Origin of the sequence: Virgibacillus sp. MG-45, assembly GCF_036409425.1 — a bacterium.
In the GTDB taxonomy this organism is placed as follows: domain Bacteria; phylum Bacillota; class Bacilli; order Bacillales; family Amphibacillaceae; genus LDC-1.
The window spans coordinates 125,013-141,359 of sequence record NZ_JAXOFU010000004.1 but is presented as its reverse complement, the minus strand read 5'-3'; the positions used below and the strand labels follow the sequence as shown (position 1 = coordinate 141,359).

Sequence of the window (16,347 nt, the reverse complement as noted above, 5' to 3'; positions counted from 1 at the left end):
TCACGAAATTACAAATACTTACACACCAACACTTAACTATGTATTGGTGGAGACGGTGGGAATCGAACCCACGTCCAGAGATATCGCCACTAAGGCATCTACGCGTGTAGTTGATATATTATCTTTCACTATCATGTCGGCCTATCAACAGGCTTTCATGCAGCTAGTCTGATTCATTTCAACCAACATCCTCAGACGGCGAATGGTGGTGTAGCCCGCTCTAGTTGAGACCCTTCAATCTGCACCACGGGCGAGCGCAGGAAGGATCCTTTAGCTAGTGCTTACGCAGCTGCTAAAGAAAGATTACGTTCTTTGCCAGTTATATTTAGGCGATTAACGTTTTACGAGCCGTAACCTCGACGCGCAACCAAAGCTCGATCTACCCCTGTCGAATCCGTAACGTCCCCATATAATAGGAGTACGTCGAAGGATATATCAGCTTTACTTTCCTTCTGACTTCTCCTATTATAACATATTAGTCGATGAAATCAACCAACCACACGGCTGGTACATAATGGAGACGACAACTAAAAGTAGAGCGCTTTATTTCTGCAATACATATTGAATAACACGATTCGTTAAATTAGGAACAATTTCAAGTGAATACGTCATTTCCATCCGCTCCAGCTTTTTATGGCCATCCATTCCATATGGACCAACATTAATGACTGGAATATTTAAATCCTGGATATCTTCATAATTCGCATATAGCTTTGTACCCCAGGCAGGATTATTTTTTGTTGTCCAAGCAATATCCTCCATCGCATCACTCATGGCGATAAAGCTCATATCTGAAATATGCGGAAAAAAATTACGCATTTTAATCGGAAAACGATAATGGTCTTGCATATCCGAAACCGCTTGATCGAGTGCTTGTATCAAATTCGTCTCTGCTTTATCCTTTCCTGTTAACGCAACTCTTGGTGAGTACAAGGAAGAATAAAAAACAAAAATAGCCGGACTTTTATCCTCCATCCAACGCCAAGCTTCTTCAATTACGCGCGCAGCAAACATGCGTATATCCAATGTCTCATCATATAATAAATCTTGTTTAAACTGCTCCATATGCGTGCTATACGATTCTCCGTATTTCGAAACGAGCATTGTATCCATCTCTTCATACGTAAAGACTCGCGGCTTCCACGGTAGTGGACGACACACCTGCCCATTTGCCGAACAATATTGCTCATAACGTGCTTGAAATAATTCCAGTGCATTTTGAAAGGCTATCTCTGCCTGATCTTTTAGTAAAGCTAATACTTTTTCTGGTGTCCAAGAATGGACAAAAAAATTATAATAAACGAAAGCAGATAATGCGGTTTGCACCGTATAGGTTGGCTTTAAATCGGTTTGCTTTAAGGATACAGGTGGAACTGTCCGTTCTCCTAAGCTAACATCACATAAATCAGGATTATAATTAATTTGTCGCGTTAGCTCAGAAGCAATAAAATTCGGATCAAGCCCATCAAAGCAGGAGCCTACATGTGTTTCATCGCCAGTTATAAAAAATGACGGAAGGAGCTTACCTACCGTTCCTTTGTATACATAGCGATTTTCGTCTCCTTCAAACGCAGGTGCAACAAAATCACTGTTAATTGCTGCTACATAGTCAAAGTCATGGTCCTCACGCCAATGCTTTAACGTTTTTAAAGAAGACAGAATACCATTCGAGCTATCCTCTTCATCACATTCTGCTAAAAATACGATATTGCCATCTAATTGCTCTGGGTGGGTTGCGTAGTGGGATAGTAAGTATAAGTTACTGGCAATGCCACTCTTCATGTCTAGCACGCCTCTTCCAAAAAGCCAATCACCTGATTCTAACTGGTCTTTCACTGACCCGGATAGCTCTTCTTTGCGTAAAAACTCCATCCAAGCATCTGGATCAAAAGCGAAGTCCTGTTGCTGATTAAAATCATCGACACCAACTGTATCCATGTGCCCCATTAAAACAACGGTTCGATTACTTGTTCCTTTTGTTCCTTTTACAAAAGCTAGAACATTGTATCGTTCTAATTCATCGCCAATTGTTTGTTCAATCGTAAGGTGTGTTGGATTCTCGGTATAATAAGGTAAAGCAGATAAGTACGTGAATATCGAATGTGCAATTACTTTTTCCCCTTCTGTATTCACAATACTGTTAATGCGAACAAGCTGTTTCGTTAAAGCTAATAACTCCTCGCGACAATCAAACCACTCGTGCTTCTCATCCATACCGTCTTCCTCCCTTTACGCTTATTACATGTAAACAAAAACCATCAGCATGATAAAGTCTGCTGATGGTGTATTCCCTGATGTGTGTCTATCGAACCTAAACGAAATCATTTTTACGAATATTATTGCATGCGATCCTTAATCGCTCTGTCGATATCTCGTTTCATTTGTTTTTGTTTTAAATCCTCACGTTTATCGTATTTCTTCTTTCCTTTTCCAAGGCCAATTAAAACTTTAGCAAATCCATTTTTTATATAAACCTTTAGTGGCACGAGTGCATATCCTTGCTGCTGTGTTAAACCAATTAACCGATCAATTTCCTTGCGATGTAATAAAAGCTTACGAGTCCGTGTTGGATCATGATTAAATCGGTTTCCTTGTTCATAAGGCGCAATGTGCATGTTAATGAGCTGTACTTCACCACGATGATTTATTCGAGCGTGGGCATCTTTTAAATTGATCCTTCCTGCTCGAATGGATTTAATCTCGGTTCCTTGCAACACAATGCCAGCCTCATATGTATCTTCAATAAAATAGTCATGTGATGCTTTTTTATTTTGTGCAATTACTTTTCCAAGTCCTTTAGGCATAAACGTATTCCTCCAACTTCATGCGTGCCATAATTTTAGCAAATAATCAGGAGAAAGCCAACCCATATTCCATGATAAATGCAAAGTCGAAGTCACCCTCACTTTTATTAGAGGAGACTTCGACTCGTAAATTACTTATTTTCCCCCAAGTCCATCCGTTATCATATCTAAATTCCATTCAATCATTTTAATATACGTATCTCCGTCCTCACCAGACTTTCCAATCGAATCGGTAAAAATCTTTCCAGCAATCTCAACACCTGTTTCATTGGATACCGTCTCCATGCTACGTGGATCTACACTTGTTTCCACAAACAGCGCAGGTACTTTCTTTTCATGGATTAAGTCGACAATCGTCTTTATTTGCTCTGGTGTACCTTCGTTATGTGCATTTATTTCCCAAATATAGGCGGCATGAAAGCCGTATGCCGCTGAAAAATACTTAAAGGCGCCTTCACTTGTTACAAGAATTCGTTTTTCTTCAGGTAATGCGGCAACTTCCTTTTTAATTTTCGCGTCGAGCTCCTCTAGTTTCTTTATATATTCGGCAGCATTTTTTTCATAGTCTGCTTTATGATCAGGATCTACTTGAATGAGCGCATCCCTCGCATTCTCTGCATACGTTATTCCGTTTTGTACATCTAGCCATGCATGTGGGTCTTCTTCTCCCTCATGACCACCAGAGGTTAGGTATTGAGGTGTCACGCCTTCACTAATTCGGAATACCGGCGCATCTTTTCCATCCTTACCAGCCGTTTCGATCATTTTCTGAAACCACGAATTTCCGGTTTCTAAATTCAATCCATTATAAAATACAAGGTCAGCATCCGTAGTAGCTTGAACGTCTGCTGGTAATGGCTCATAGGAATGAGGGTCTTGCCCAATCGGTACAAGACTTTTTACATTCGCGTGTTCTCCAGCAATGTTTGAAACGATATCGTAGACGATAGAATACGTTGTAACAACTTGCAGCTTCCCATCCTCCGTACTCGTGCCTTCTTTGCTATCGTTGGAACAGCCCGCAGCAACGAACAAACCAATAGCTATAAAACCAAGTAACCATTTTTTCATATTTATAGTCCTCCACAATCATTTGTTTTAAGAATAAGTCGTACGCTTTTGACGGGTACGAATCGCTCTCCATAGCACACCTTGCTTTGGTGAAAAGATTAACGTTAGCAAAAATAACGTTGTTGCTACTAGAACAATCGTTGCACCTGAAGCAAGATTCGCGCGAAAGCTAATATAAAGTCCTAACACACTCGACAAGCTACCAAAGCACGCAGCTAAAAATATCATGCTTGATAAACGGTTCGTTAATAAATATGCGGTCGCAGCTGGCGTAATCAGCATTGCTACAACAAGAATTATCCCTACTGTTTGTAATGAAGCTACCGTTACCATCGTCAACAACGTCATCAAGAAATAATGGATCAATTTATTTGGTAACCCGTAAGCCTGTGCCATCGTTGGATCAAAAGAAGTGATTAATAGCTCCTTATAAAAAGCAAATACACTAATCAACACAATTACTCCAATGATCATCGTCATCCACATATCTGATGGTCGAACAGCAAGCACATTCCCAAATAAAATATGGTAAAGATCTGTACTACTCTTTAAGAGCGTAATTAATATAATCCCTAAGGCAAATGCTGCCGTAAACATAATACCAATTGAAGAATCATTCTTTATCCGACTGTTTTGACTAATATAACCAATACCAACCGCAGTGAGCACACCAGTTACTACTGCTCCGAAGAAAAAGTTAATTCCGAGAAAATATGATACAGCAACACCAGGTAAAACCGCATGAGAAATCGCATCTCCCATTAACGCTAGCCCTCGTAGAACAATAAAGCTTCCGATGACACCGCTTATAATACCGACCATAATCGACGTCAATAACGCTTTTTGTAAATATTCATACTGCATTAACGCTTCTAAAAACATCATGGTTTCACCGCCAATTCTTTTAGAAAGGAAAGCTGCCCCTGGTATGCTTTAGCAATTTGCTCTGGTTGAAGCACATCCTCGACCTTCCCAAATTCAATCAATTCCTGATTAAGCAAAATTAATTCCTGAAAGTATTCTCTTGCTTTGCTTAAATCGTGGTGAACAACGAGTATTGTTTTTCCTTGATCTCTAATTTCCTTTAAAATCCGGACAATCGTTTCTTCACTGCCAATATCAATTCCAACAAATGGTTCATCGAGAAAAAACATATCCGCTTTTTGCGCGAGGGCTCTAGCAAGAAAGACCCGTTGCTGCTGCCCACCTGATAATTCACCAATTTGCTTTTTACTATATGCTTCCATACCTACTCGCTGAAGGCATTCCATTGCCCATTGCTTATGTTCCTTTTTCGGTCTGTGAAAAAATCCAAGCTTTGGATACGTACCTAACAGCACCGTATCTAATACATTAATCGGGAAATCCCAATCTAAATTATTCCGTTGTGGAACATAGGCAATTTGTTTCCGTACTTCTTTTAACGGTCTTCCATTAATGATTACCGTTCCTTTATCCTTTGGTATTAATCCGAGCATGGCCTTCATTAATGTGGATTTACCAGCTCCATTTGGACCGATAACACCAATTAATTTTCCAGTATCAAAGGAAAACGAAATGTTTCGAACAACTTCTTTTCCATAATACGAAACGTGTAGGTCCTTGACAGATAACGCTTTTTCCATTCTATTGTCACCTTCCTGCCTAATATTACATATATTATTTACTTAACCTATAATAGTTTCCTTAATGCAACTTTTAAATTAAAAAAATAGCTTTTATAAAAATATAATCATTCACCTATAAAAATGTACCAACTACATTTAAATTAGGCGTATATCTTTCCCTTTACTTAATAAGTAGTATAACGGTCAAATAATTACCTGTCAACAATTAATTTTCCCTAATGCAACTTTTGTTTTTTACGTTTCTTGCACCATAAAAAAAACCGAAGTTCATTGCTATCGCAATAAACTCGGTTTCCTTTTTATTTTGATTTCTTTTTTTCTTTTTTTGCTTTCAGTTTTTTTCCGTTCCCATTCTTTGCTGAGGCAGTTACAAGTTCAAAATCAACGATATGCTCTTCTTTATTCACACTAATTACTCTTACATCGACTGGCTCGCCAATCCGATACACCTTTCCTGTTCGCTCACCAATTAAAGCATAGCTACGCTCATCAAAGTGGTAATAGTCATCGGTTAAATAACTTACATGAACTAATCCCTCAACTGTATTTTCAAGTTCTACAAATAATCCAAAGCTTGTTACGGAGCTAATAACCCCTGAGAAGATTTCACCAATTTTATCTTCCATATATTCCGCTTTTTTCAAATCATCTGTATCTCGCTCTGCATCAACAGCTCGTCTTTCTCTTTCAGAGGTATGGCGAGCAATTTCTGGTAGCGTATCCTTCCAAGCTTTGATTGTCTTGCCCTGAAGGTTATTTTCAATTAAATACGTTCGAATTAACCGATGGACAATCAAATCCGGATAACGACGAATCGGTGAAGTAAAATGGGTATAAAATTCAGTAGCAAGTCCAAAATGCCCGACACTTTGCGGATCATATTTTGCCTGCTTCATCGACCGTAGCATGAGCTTTGACAAAATCATTTCCTCTCGTGTTCCCTTTGCTTCCTCCAATACTTTCTGTAATGCTTGTGGATGAATGTCATTAGCAGTCCCTTTCACGATATAACCAAGTCCCGCTAAAAATTCAAAGAAATGCCCCAGCTTGCCTTGATCAGGGTCTTCATGGATACGATGTATAAAAGGAACATCCATCCAATGAAAATGCTCTGCTACCGTTTCATTGGCGGCCAGCATGAATTCTTCTATTAGTTTTTCGGCAACTGAGCGCTCTCGTAACACCACATCAATCGCTTTTCCTTCATCATCAACGAGGACCTTTGCTTCTTTGAAATCAAAATCAATTGCTCCTCGACCCATTCGCTTTCCTCTTAAGATAGCAGCTAATTTCTCCATCCGCTCAAACATTGGTACAAGCCTATCGTATTTGTCTCGAAGTGCTTGATCTTGATCAACTAAAATTTTATTTACATCTTGGTAGGTCATTCTCTCTGTTGTTTTTATAACGCTTTGAAAAATTTCATGATGCACTACTTTTCCACTCGGATCAATTTCCATTTCACAGCTTAAGGTCAATCGATCTACTTGTGGGTTTAACGAACAAATTCCATTCGATAGTCGATGAGGAATCATCGGTATGACCCGATCAACAAGATAGACGCTTGTCCCACGCTCAAATGCCTCTTTATCAAGCGGACTTCCCGCTTTTACATAATAGCTTACATCAGCAATGTGAACCCCAAGCTTATAGTTGCCATTTTCAAGCTGTTGAACTGTTACCGCATCATCTAAATCCTTCGCATCTGCACCATCAATCGTGACGATCGTTTGGTCACGTAAATCACGTCGATCTTCCATATCAGCTTCTGAGATTGTTTCTGGTGTTTCTGAGGCCTGCTGTAACACTTCATTCGGAAAATCAATTTGAATGCCATGCTTATAAATAATTGAAAGAATATCTATTCCTGGATCATTTTTATGACCAAGAATTTGTACGATTTCTCCTTCTGCACTCATCCGCCCCTCAGGATATTTCGTAATTCTAGCAATGACCTTATGTCCACCGACAGCGCCATTTACATTTCCTTTTGGGATGAAAATATCATTTGGGATACGTTTATCATCTGCAATAACAAAGCCAAAAGAGCGATTATCCTCATATGTACCGACAACCTCGGTTACTGCACGCTCTAAAATGCGGATAACTGTTCCTTCTGGTCTGCTATCTTTTTCATCCTTCTTTTCAATCCGAACAAGGACCTTATCATTATTCATTGCAGATGCTAAGTCCGAATGATGAATATAAATATCAGATTGCCCTTCTTCATCCGGTATTAAAAAAGCAAACCCTTTCGCATGCATCTGAATACGTCCTCGGATAAGGTTCATTTTTTGCGGCAAGCCAAACCGGTTTTTTCTCGTTCGCACGAGTTCACCTGCTAATTCCAATTCATTTAAAGCCTTTACTAATGCTTTAAATTGAACTGCATCCTCTAACTGAAGCTCTTCTTCTAGTTCATTAACGGCAAGTGGTTTTGTTCCATTTTCTTTAAAATAATTGCGTATCGTTTCTTTCATTTGTTCTGTCATCCATTACACCTTCTTTCTATTTATATCATCGGTATCCATCTATTCTTTTTTATTCTTCCCAATTTAGCGATTCTAAAAACTGAAAAATATCCTCATGAAGCTTGTCTTTTTCTTTATCTAATGTAATCACATGTCCTGATTCTTCATACCAGGTTATTTGCTTTGTATCTGTTTCGACATGGTCATAAATATAGTTTGCACTTTCCGGATTAATCATTTCGTCTTTTTGAGCTTGAACGACGAATGTCGGCGTATAGATTGTATCTACTTGCTTTTGTACCGTTTGAATAAATGCTCCAAGCGCTTTAAACATATTCGCTGAATCTGAAAGTAATGCTTCTACCTCGGTTTTAATCGTTTCTTCCTCTTTACCCTCTAGCTGCTTGTATTCTTTAGCAAAAAGTTTAAACCCTGCTGTTAATTGTGCTTCATTATCAAAAAACATCGGTGCACACATTGGAATAACTGCTTTCACCTGCTCGGAATAAGCAAGCTTTAATCCTAATACACCACCTAATGATAAGCCGGCTACTGCTATTTCATTATGCCCTTCATCTTGCAAAAAACGATACGCCGTTAACACATCCTCCCACCATTCATCAGGATTAGCTTTAATTAATTCTTCTGGTGGAAGTCCATGCCCGCGATAAATTGGCGCATGAGTTGTGTAGCCTTTTTTTTCTAAAAATCGTCCTAGCATTCTTACATCTGCTGAATGGCCTGTAAATCCATGGAGAAGTAATACTGCGCGCGGACCTGCTTTGAATGTAAAAGGTTGGGGTTGTTTTATTTTCATGATTGTTCACCTTCACTTTTAATCTAGATCATTTATTCTATTAATCGATTTTTATTCAAAAGAAAAACCCTCATCATTAACTATGATAAGGGTTGTCTCTATTATATTACATATGCACCAACAAATGCCAATATAAAGAATAACGTTCCTGTAATAACCGTTCCACGGTGTAACACTAAGTCTATTCCACGGGCCTTTTGCTTACCGAATAGCTGCTCTGCACCACCCGAGATTGCTCCTGAAAGACCTTCACTTTTACCACTTTGTAACAATACTAGAACAATTAAAATGATTACATCAATGACTAATAACGCATTAATTACAGTAGCCATTATTCAAACACCCCCACTAAAATAACCACATACTTTAAGCTCGAATTCCGAATAACACCTCGAAGCTTGTCACGTATATATCTAATCTTTACTTTAGCATAATCTTTATTTGTATAGCAAGTCTTATTTATAAATGGATGTTTCTCGTTGTTGGATTTATACTGGAGTTGAATCTTAACTTGATTTCATCAGCTTATGTTGAATGAAACCATAGAGCGAGAAACTCATTAAAAAGGGGATCGGTTAACCATGAAAAAATCATATTGGCTCTCCATGAAAGATGGCGTAGACGTCCATGTTGTAAGCTGGACAAATCCACAGGAACAACCAAAGGCAATTGTTCAGCTCTCACACGGAATGGTAGAACACATTGAACGCTATGATGAATTTGCTAATTTTTTACTAAACGAACGTATTTTTGTTTTTGGAAATGACCATCGCGGACATGGAAAAACTGGTCAAAAACAAGGAATTCTTGGTTATTTTGCGGCTGAGGATGGTTTTACCAAGACTGCTTCAGACTTATTTACCATTACAACGGATATTAAATCAACCTATCCGAATATACCGCTCTTTTTATTAGGTCATAGCATGGGCTCTTTTCTAGCACGTAAGTATATTCAAACGCATAGCCATGCCATTAAAGGCGTTATTTTAGCTGGAACAGGCTATTATCCAACATCACTTACAATGGTAGGAAAACAAATGGCAAGCATTCTTCCCCCAACAAAAAAATCAAAACTTATGAACCAACTCGCTTTTGGCTCGAACAACAACCGCATCAAAGGTAAAATTACGAAATTTGATTGGTTAACACAGGATAAAGAAGCTGTAAAAGCATATATCGAGGATCCATTAACCGGTTTTGTTCCTACAGCACGTTTTTTTTACGACCTAATGTCAGGCTTACAGGATATTCATCAAAAACAAGCCAATGGGTCAATCAGAAAGGACTTACCTATGCTTCTCATAAGTGGAGATGCTGATCCAGTCGGAAGCTATGGAAAAGGCGTGTGGAAAACCGCACAGCTTTACGAAGAAGCAGGACTAGAAAAAGTTACAACGATGTTATACGAAAATGGTAGACATGAGTTACTAAATGAGTTAAATAAAAAGGAAGTTTATCAAGCAATAAGCGGCTGGATTTCACATATTTTGGAATAGGTGTGTCGAAAATGATAACATTGTAGTCCAAGTGACCAACAATCTTTGAACTATGATCAGAAAAAGCTTAAAATAGAAAGTATACGAACAGGGACACCTGGTATCGGTAGCAAGCTTTCGTAATACTAATTTCTTATTCAACTGAAGACAGAAAGGTGGACAACAAATGAACTCTATGGAAGGAATTGCAGCTTCATCAGGCATTGCAATTGCAAAAGCGTATCAGCTCATTACACCAGATTTATCGTATGAGAAAGTAAAAAGCGAGGACCCAGAATTAGAATTAAAACGATTGGATAATGCACTAGCAGTTTCAAAGGAAGAGCTTGAAAAGATTAAAGCTCATACAAAAGAAGTACTAGGTGACGAGCACGCAGAAATATTTTCTGCACACCTGCTTGTGCTTAGTGATCCAGAGCTAGTCAATCCAATGAAAGATAAAATTAACAATGAAAATAAAACGGCAGAAGCAGCACTAGAAGAAATCGCCAACATGTTTATTGACATGTTTAAAAACATGGATAATGAATATATGCGTGAACGTGCAGCCGACATATCTGACGTAACCAAAAGAGTGATGGCACATTTACTTGGCGTTAAGTTTCCTGATCCAGCCTTAATCGATGAGGAGGTTATCGTGATTGCCCATGATTTAACTCCTTCTGATACAGCACAGTTAAATCGACAGTTTGTAAAAGGCTTTGCAACAGATATCGGAGGCAGAACCTCTCATTCCGCTATTATGGCTAGATCCTTAGAAATACCAGCAGTAGTAGGAACAAAAGATATTACATCAAAAATCACACATGGAGATACCATTATTGTCGATGGAATTGAAGGCTTCGTCCTTATTAACCCAAGTGAGAACGAGCTACAAACCTATCGCAAAAAACAAGAAGCATTTGCAAATCAGAAAAAAGAATGGGAAAAACTAAAGGATGAACCGACATTTACAAAAGATGGGGAACAAGTAGAGCTTGTTGGTAATATCGGGACACCTGAAGATGTTGCCGGTGTAATTAATAATGGTGGTGAAGGTGTCGGGCTTTACCGCACAGAGTTTTTATATATGGGAAAAAGCGAGCTTCCAAGCGAAGAAGAACAGTTTAAAGCTTATAAATCTGTTCTTGAGCAAATGGGGGACAAGCCTGTTGTCGTCCGCACACTTGATGTCGGTGGCGATAAAGAATTAAGCTATTTAAGCTTACCAAAAGAGTTAAATCCATTTTTAGGATTTCGGGCAATCCGTTTTTGTTTAGAGAATGAAGACGTATTTCGTCCACAGCTACGAGCGTTGTTACGAGCAAGTGTTTATGGAAATCTAAAGATTATGTTCCCGATGATCGCAACCCTTGAGGAATTTCGCCAAGCAAAAGCGATTTTATTGGATGAAAAAGAAAATCTTCTAAAAGAAGGAATTGCCGTTTCCGATTCAATTGAAGTTGGGATTATGGTTGAAATTCCAGCTACTGCAGTACTTGCAAAGCAATTCGCCAAAGAGGTTGACTTTTTCAGTATCGGAACAAACGATCTGATCCAGTACACAATGGCAGCAGATCGAATGAATGAGCGCGTTTCTTACTTGTATCAGCCATATCACCCTGCTATTTTAAACTTAGTAAACAACGTCATTGAAGCAGCCCACAGTGAAGGTAAATGGGCTGGAATGTGTGGCGAAATGGCTGGGGACCCACTTGCTATTCCATTACTACTTGCTTTAGGTTTAGATGAATTCAGTATGAGCGCAACATCCATTCTTCCAGCACGTACACAGTTCCGTACACTTTCAAAAGAAAAGCTTGCTTCCTATAAGGACAAGCTACTCTCCATGGGAACAGCAGAGGAAGTAATTGAATTTATTAAAGAAAAGACCGAATAGAAGCATTAAAAAAGCGTCTGCAACGGATATTTCCGCTAGCAGGCGCTTTTATTTCACAATAAAGTCCAGCTTATGCTGAATGGGAGTTCGGCCTTTACTTATTGGCGTCTTTTCCGGATAGCCAATTTGCAGCACTGCCGCTATTTTAATCGTTTCATCCTGCAACCCAAGACTAGCCGGAAATTCAGGGTCATGCATATACGGTGTAATCGTCCATAGCATTCCGACTCCATAAGCCCATGCAGCAAGCTGCGCATTTTGAATAAAGGCGCAAATGGAAGCATACTCCTCCTCATAACGAATCGGATCTTCCTCTTTATGAAAATAGATTAATGCATGGTGTGGGATGTGTGTTAAAAATTGGCGCATTGACTGCATCATTTTCATTGTTTTCATTTCTTTATTTTGCGGAATCATACCAATCCGTTGGTAGCTTTCTAGGATCTCGTCTACTAGCCTCTCTTTTCCAGCTCCCTGATACACCTTAATATTCCATGCCTCTTTCATATAGTGGGTCGGTGCCCAAGATGCATGCTCAAAAATCGCTTCAAGCACCTCCTGTTCTACTTCCTCTCCTTTAAAGGAATTAATCGATCTTCTATTACGAATCACATCCAAAATATCCACTGACATCTCCACCCTATGTTTCATTTTAAGTCATCGCATTTATATACTTTATTTTTTAGTATACTATGTTTATATTTAGAGTTAAAATCCAACTACATTTGCCTATTACCTGTTCATGAAAAGAAAGAGGGATATCTATGATTAGAAATCGCCAATTAGAAATTTTACTTTACTTACTAAAAGTTAAAAAATCAACTCATCGAGAGCTTGCCAATCAATTTGAAGTAAGCGTCAAAACCATTCAACGCGATATCGATCAGCTTTCAATCATGGGTATCCCTGTAACGTGTAAACAAGGAAACCAAGGTGGCATCTACATTGATGAGCAGTATAAATTATCGAGAAGTTTATTAAGTGATGCTGATCTTCAAAGCATCATCTTCGCCTTATCGCTGTATGATAGTATATCTGCCAAAAAGCATAAAGAAAGCGTATTAAAAAAGCTCGTACTGCTTTCTCCTGATTTAATCTATTTGCTCGAAAATGATGCAAATGAATATTTTGTCGTGGACATGCCATTCGACAAAATAAACATGAAGGAAGAACGGTATGCAAAAATTAATGCCTGCTTAGACGAAGAATACTATTTACAAATCGACCATCTTGGAAAGCAAAAGACCATTGCACCAATCAGCTATGTACTTCGCCCTGATGGACTTTATCTTTATGCATTTTCAACAACATATGAACTGATTAAGACGGATGAAATAGAAAATGCTGTTGTCACAAATCTTCCTTTTGAAAGAAATTTCATCCCTTATAAAGAAAATAAAACAATAGCATTCAAATAAGACATACTGTGTCTTGTTTTGAATGCTATGCTTTCTTTTGGAGGGATAGACATGAATGAACTTATTTATGATCGCTATTCGATCAATCGTCTTATTTTCACATTTTCATTACCAGCGATCGCGTCTTTAATTATTGAAACAATGACATCGATTGTTGATACATCCTTTGCTGGACATTTAGGAGAACAAAGTGCGGACGCATTAACCGCAATGGGACTTATCGCTCCATTACTAGCCGGATTTATAGCATTGCAAACACTGTACGCTTTTTCTACATCGATTATGATTTCGACCTTCTTAGGCGAAAACAAAACAACAACATTAAACAACTATTTTCAAACCGGATTTCTCATGACGGTCGTATTAAGTGCTAGTACGTCCTTCCTTATCTGGTTATTCATCGATCCAATTCTCCTATTCTTAGGTGCAAAAGGAGCTGTCTATTCACTAGCATATGATTACTTAATGATTATTCTTATTTCCAATATTTTTAGTTCTATCGGTTATACATTAACAAGTTCGATTCGAGCGTTTGGAAAACCAAATGTGGAAGCAATTATTATTTCGCTTTCAGTCGTTAGCAACATTGTGCTCAACGCGCTGTTAACGTTTGGCTTACAATTAGGCATTACAGGCATTGCACTTGGAACACTAATTAGCGAAATTGTTTGTGCGGTATTGTCCGTAATGTATCTCATAAAAATGAAGCGCTGGTTTCCGCTGCAACCACTATCATTAAAATCAAATCTTTCCATCGCTTATCAATTGTTTAAATTAGGACTCGCCCAAACCATCATTCAATTATTGGCAGGGATCACTGCATTTATTGTAAACCACCAGCTTATTAACATCGGCGGAAACAACTATGTTGCCAATTGGAATATTGCAAACAAACTATATATGCTCATGCTGATGCCGATCATTGGAATAACGCAAGCAATTCAAACAATTATTGCCTTCTTTAATGGAAAAAAGGAGAGGGAGAAACAACATATTACGGTAAAGAAAACCATTAAGTTCTGTTTTATATATGGAATTGGAAGTATGCTTGTCGTCTTTGCTTTTGGAGAATCGATTCTCCGTTTATTCACTCTCGATCCTGCAATTATTACGGCTACATTAGCGATTACAAAGGTTATTTTCATTACCTTTCCACTGCTTGGAATTACGTATACCATTATGACGGTATTACAAGTTACAGGTGGGGAAATGTATGCCGTCCTGCTTGGCGTCATGCGGCAAGTTATTACAGTAATACCGCTTGTCATCCTCTTACCACTTGTATTCGAGAAACAGTCTAGTTTAGGGGTAGAACCAGCATTTACAATTTTCTTTGCAATTCCATTAGCCGATCTTTTAACACTCATAATTGCGATCATTATTCATCAGAAAAAGCGAAGATCAATTCAATAACTGCCTATAAAAAACACCTCCAAATCTTCTACGATTTGGAGGTGTTGTTGCATACACACTTACTATTTTTTCAAGTTATAAAAAGCACTTAGACCAGCATATTCGCCCATACCAGCTAATTCGTCTTCAATACGAAGTAATTGGTTGTATTTCGCTACACGGTCTGTACGTGACGGTGCTCCTGTTTTAATTTGACCTGCGTTTGTAGCAACAGCAATATCAGCAATGGTTGCATCTTCTGTTTCACCAGAACGGTGAGAAATAACAGCCGTATAACCTGCACGTTTTGCCATTTCAATTGCTTCAAATGTTTCAGTCAGTGTACCAATTTGGTTTACTTTTACTAAAATAGAGTTACTAACTCCTTGCTCGATTCCTTGGGCAAGACGCTTCGTATTCGTAACGAATAAATCATCCCCTACGAGCTGTACACGATCGCCAAGACGTTCAGTTAGTAGCTTATGTCCTTCCCAGTCATTCTCATCTAATCCATCTTCAATGGAAATTATCGGATACTTGTTCACCATTTCTTCATACCAAGTAACCATTTCCTCAGAAGTACGAACAACGCCCTCTCCTTTTAGATGGTATTTACCATCTTCGTACATTTCAGAGGAAGCAACGTCCATAGCTAGTTTTACTTCTTCTCCTGGCTTATAGCCTGCTGCTTCGATTGCTTCAACAATCGTTTGAAGCGCTTCTTCATTTGAGCCAAGGTTTGGCGCAAATCCACCTTCATCTCCAACAGCAGTATTGTAGCCTTTATTTTTCAGTACATTTTTTAAGGAATGGAAAATTTCTGTTCCTGTACGTAATGCTTCTTGGAATGTAGGTGCAGCAACTGGCATAATCATGAATTCCTGAATATCCACATTATTATCCGCATGCTCTCCACCATTTACGATATTCATCATTGGTGTTGGCAATGTTTTTGCATTGAATCCACCAAGATAATTGTAAAGTGGGATCTCGAGATAGCTTGCTGCTGCATGTGCGACCGCCATGGAAACACCTAATATCGCATTTGCACCAAGCTTTCCTTTATTTTCTGTGCCATCTAGCTCAAGCATAATTTGATCAATGATGTTTTGGCGTGTAACATCAATGCCTAATAGCTCAGGTGCAATAACCTCGTTTACATTTTGTACTGCTTTAAGCACACCTTTTCCATTGTAGCGTGCTTTATCTCCGTCACGAAGCTCTACTGCTTCATATTCCCCAGTGGATGCACCACTTGGAACTAATGCTGCGCCAAAAGCGCCAGATTCTGTAAAAACTTCTACTTCAACTGTTGGGTTTCCTCTTGAATCTAAAACTTCACGTGCGTAAACATCTGTAATATAAGGCATA

At 38.6% G+C, this 16,347-nt stretch carries 14 protein-coding genes and 1 other RNA gene; 4 read left to right on the top strand and 11 right to left on the bottom strand.

Features of this window, described 5'->3' with window-relative positions; all coding sequences use genetic code 11:
• Positions 1–44: 44 nt before the first annotated feature.
• The 9 genes from ssrA to secG form a co-directional block, all read right to left on the bottom strand.
• Positions 45–407, bottom strand: a transfer-messenger RNA (tmRNA) gene (ssrA, locus tag SPK86_RS06085).
• 136 nt (positions 408–543) lie between these two features.
• Complete coding sequence (locus tag SPK86_RS06080; protein ID WP_330948866.1) at positions 544–2,214, bottom strand: M20/M25/M40 family metallo-hydrolase; 1,671 nt, start codon at positions 2,212–2,214, stop codon at positions 544–546.
• Positions 2,215–2,336: 122 nt separating this feature from the next.
• Positions 2,337–2,804: an SsrA-binding protein SmpB gene (smpB, locus tag SPK86_RS06075; protein WP_284141132.1), complete on the bottom strand. Its 468-nt coding sequence runs from the start codon at positions 2,802–2,804 to the stop codon at positions 2,337–2,339.
• A 135-nt stretch (positions 2,805–2,939) separates the two neighbouring features.
• The gene (locus SPK86_RS06070) at positions 2,940–3,875 is read right to left on the bottom strand and encodes a metal ABC transporter substrate-binding protein (protein ID WP_330948865.1); all 936 of its coding nucleotides are present in this window, start codon (positions 3,873–3,875) and stop codon (positions 2,940–2,942) included.
• A 27-nt stretch (positions 3,876–3,902) separates the two neighbouring features.
• The gene (locus SPK86_RS06065) at positions 3,903–4,760 is read right to left on the bottom strand and encodes a metal ABC transporter permease (protein ID WP_330948864.1); all 858 of its coding nucleotides are present in this window, start codon (positions 4,758–4,760) and stop codon (positions 3,903–3,905) included.
• Positions 4,757–5,500 (bottom strand): metal ABC transporter ATP-binding protein, encoded by a 744-nt coding sequence (locus SPK86_RS06060; RefSeq protein ID WP_284141129.1) that lies wholly within the window; start codon positions 5,498–5,500, stop codon positions 4,757–4,759. The genes SPK86_RS06065 and SPK86_RS06060 overlap by 4 nt, the downstream gene beginning before the upstream one ends.
• Positions 5,501–5,802: 302 nt before the next feature.
• A complete protein-coding gene (rnr, locus tag SPK86_RS06055) occupies positions 5,803–7,995 on the bottom strand; it encodes a ribonuclease R (protein ID WP_284141128.1) in 2,193 nt (730 codons plus the stop codon).
• 49 nt (positions 7,996–8,044) lie between these two features.
• Positions 8,045–8,791, bottom strand: a complete 747-nt coding sequence (locus tag SPK86_RS06050) for an alpha/beta hydrolase (protein WP_284141127.1) — start codon at positions 8,789–8,791, stop codon at positions 8,045–8,047.
• A gap of 101 nt (positions 8,792–8,892) precedes the next feature.
• Complete coding sequence (secG, locus tag SPK86_RS06045) at positions 8,893–9,123, bottom strand: preprotein translocase subunit SecG (protein ID WP_284141126.1); 231 nt, start codon at positions 9,121–9,123, stop codon at positions 8,893–8,895.
• A 249-nt stretch (positions 9,124–9,372) separates the two neighbouring features.
• Here secG and SPK86_RS06040 point away from each other — a divergent pair, with 249 nt between their 5' ends.
• Positions 9,373–10,287 (top strand): alpha/beta hydrolase, encoded by a 915-nt coding sequence (locus tag SPK86_RS06040; RefSeq protein WP_330948863.1) that lies wholly within the window; start codon positions 9,373–9,375, stop codon positions 10,285–10,287.
• A 166-nt stretch (positions 10,288–10,453) separates the two neighbouring features.
• Complete coding sequence (ptsP, locus tag SPK86_RS06035) at positions 10,454–12,166, top strand: phosphoenolpyruvate--protein phosphotransferase (protein ID WP_284141124.1); 1,713 nt, start codon at positions 10,454–10,456, stop codon at positions 12,164–12,166.
• Between the two features lie 48 nt (positions 12,167–12,214).
• Here ptsP and SPK86_RS06030 read toward each other — a convergent pair whose 3' ends face one another.
• Positions 12,215–12,799: a nitroreductase family protein gene (locus SPK86_RS06030; protein ID WP_330948862.1), complete on the bottom strand. Its 585-nt coding sequence runs from the start codon at positions 12,797–12,799 to the stop codon at positions 12,215–12,217.
• Between the two features lie 131 nt (positions 12,800–12,930).
• Between SPK86_RS06030 and SPK86_RS06025 the strand changes: the two genes are divergently transcribed.
• The gene (locus SPK86_RS06025) at positions 12,931–13,584 is read left to right on the top strand and encodes a helix-turn-helix transcriptional regulator (RefSeq protein ID WP_330948861.1); all 654 of its coding nucleotides are present in this window, start codon (positions 12,931–12,933) and stop codon (positions 13,582–13,584) included.
• A gap of 51 nt (positions 13,585–13,635) precedes the next feature.
• Complete coding sequence (locus tag SPK86_RS06020) at positions 13,636–14,997, top strand: MATE family efflux transporter (RefSeq protein ID WP_330948860.1); 1,362 nt, start codon at positions 13,636–13,638, stop codon at positions 14,995–14,997.
• Between the two features lie 62 nt (positions 14,998–15,059).
• On the opposite strand, the gene eno is transcribed toward SPK86_RS06020, so the two are convergent.
• A complete protein-coding gene (eno, locus tag SPK86_RS06015) occupies positions 15,060–16,346 on the bottom strand; it encodes a phosphopyruvate hydratase (RefSeq protein WP_284141122.1) in 1,287 nt (428 codons plus the stop codon).
• Position 16,347: the final 1 nt, after the last annotated feature.

What these genes read in the sequence shown, in the direction of transcription:
- SPK86_RS06080 (WP_330948866.1), bottom strand. Translation starts at nt 2,214, where the DNA reads ATGGATGAGAAGCACGAGTGGTTTGATTGTCGCGAGGAGTTATTAGCT.
- smpB (WP_284141132.1), bottom strand. Translation starts at nt 2,804, where the DNA reads ATGCCTAAAGGACTTGGAAAAGTAATTGCACAAAATAAAAAAGCATCA.
- SPK86_RS06070 (WP_330948865.1), bottom strand. Translation starts at nt 3,875, where the DNA reads ATGAAAAAATGGTTACTTGGTTTTATAGCTATTGGTTTGTTCGTTGCT.
- SPK86_RS06065 (WP_330948864.1), bottom strand. Translation starts at nt 4,760, where the DNA reads ATGATGTTTTTAGAAGCGTTAATGCAGTATGAATATTTACAAAAAGCG.
- SPK86_RS06060 (WP_284141129.1), bottom strand. Translation starts at nt 5,500, where the DNA reads ATGGAAAAAGCGTTATCTGTCAAGGACCTACACGTTTCGTATTATGGA.
- rnr (WP_284141128.1), bottom strand. Translation starts at nt 7,995, where the DNA reads ATGACAGAACAAATGAAAGAAACGATACGCAATTATTTTAAAGAAAAT.
- SPK86_RS06050 (WP_284141127.1), bottom strand. Translation starts at nt 8,791, where the DNA reads ATGAAAATAAAACAACCCCAACCTTTTACATTCAAAGCAGGTCCGCGC.
- secG (WP_284141126.1), bottom strand. Translation starts at nt 9,123, where the DNA reads ATGGCTACTGTAATTAATGCGTTATTAGTCATTGATGTAATCATTTTA.
- SPK86_RS06040 (WP_330948863.1), top strand. Translation starts at nt 9,373, where the DNA reads ATGAAAAAATCATATTGGCTCTCCATGAAAGATGGCGTAGACGTCCAT.
- ptsP (WP_284141124.1), top strand. Translation starts at nt 10,454, where the DNA reads ATGAACTCTATGGAAGGAATTGCAGCTTCATCAGGCATTGCAATTGCA.
- SPK86_RS06030 (WP_330948862.1), bottom strand. Translation starts at nt 12,799, where the DNA reads ATGTCAGTGGATATTTTGGATGTGATTCGTAATAGAAGATCGATTAAT.
- SPK86_RS06025 (WP_330948861.1), top strand. Translation starts at nt 12,931, where the DNA reads ATGATTAGAAATCGCCAATTAGAAATTTTACTTTACTTACTAAAAGTT.
- SPK86_RS06020 (WP_330948860.1), top strand. Translation starts at nt 13,636, where the DNA reads ATGAATGAACTTATTTATGATCGCTATTCGATCAATCGTCTTATTTTC.
- eno (WP_284141122.1), bottom strand. Translation starts at nt 16,346, where the DNA reads ATGCCTTATATTACAGATGTTTACGCACGTGAAGTTTTAGATTCAAGA.